Here is a 489-nt window from a genome sequence, read left to right as displayed (position 1 = left end):
CCCTTAGCATATACAGAGTGTATAGCTACCTGTCTTGTGTTAAATCCGGATAAAACGACTAAATACTGTTTATAATAACAATCAAGCAGGAGACAGGATCGCTCCTGCCACCCCAGTATCATTTGCTCTGAGGTGGCAATGTGTTTTCTGCTCTCCAGTTCCACGCAATTTCTGCGTTCGCTGCCGTATCTTCCTCTGGCCCATTCGCATTACAGTCGGTACATTGCACAAAAAACCACGTGTCATCTGAATACGAGTTCATTTCTGCGTGCTCACTGTTACAAAACGGACATGGCTTGAGTTTGTTTGTTTCAGTCACTATTTTTTCTCCCACACTCGGTATTCACGTAATCCCTCAATCCAAGGAACTGGCTTTCGAGGGTTTCAAGCTCTCCGAGGAGACGTACATAATCTTGTTCAGCGTCTTTCTCCAGTCTGGCGGGTCTTGAACTATCCACGCCGGAGGAGGCAGAGGCTTCACGCACGGGA

At 47.0% G+C, this 489-nt stretch carries 2 protein-coding genes; both read right to left on the bottom strand.

Annotation, left to right across the window (positions count from 1 at the left end; all coding sequences use genetic code 11):
- Positions 1-118: 118 nt before the first annotated feature.
- Positions 119-319, bottom strand: a complete 201-nt coding sequence (locus Xhom_RS25395) for a Lar family restriction alleviation protein (protein ID WP_069315414.1) — start codon at positions 317-319, stop codon at positions 119-121.
- A complete protein-coding gene (locus tag Xhom_RS47355; RefSeq protein WP_420855279.1) occupies positions 312-485 on the bottom strand; it encodes a lysis system i-spanin subunit Rz in 174 nt (57 codons plus the stop codon). Before Xhom_RS47355 ends, Xhom_RS25395 begins: the two co-directional genes overlap by 8 nt.
- Between the last annotated feature and the right edge of the window lie 4 nt (positions 486-489).

This window comes from Xenorhabdus hominickii (assembly GCF_002632725.1).
Taxonomy (GTDB): domain Bacteria; phylum Pseudomonadota; class Gammaproteobacteria; order Enterobacterales; family Enterobacteriaceae; genus Xenorhabdus; species Xenorhabdus hominickii.
Note: the sequence above shows the minus strand (reverse complement) of the source record. Positions and strands in the feature narration are given on the sequence as shown.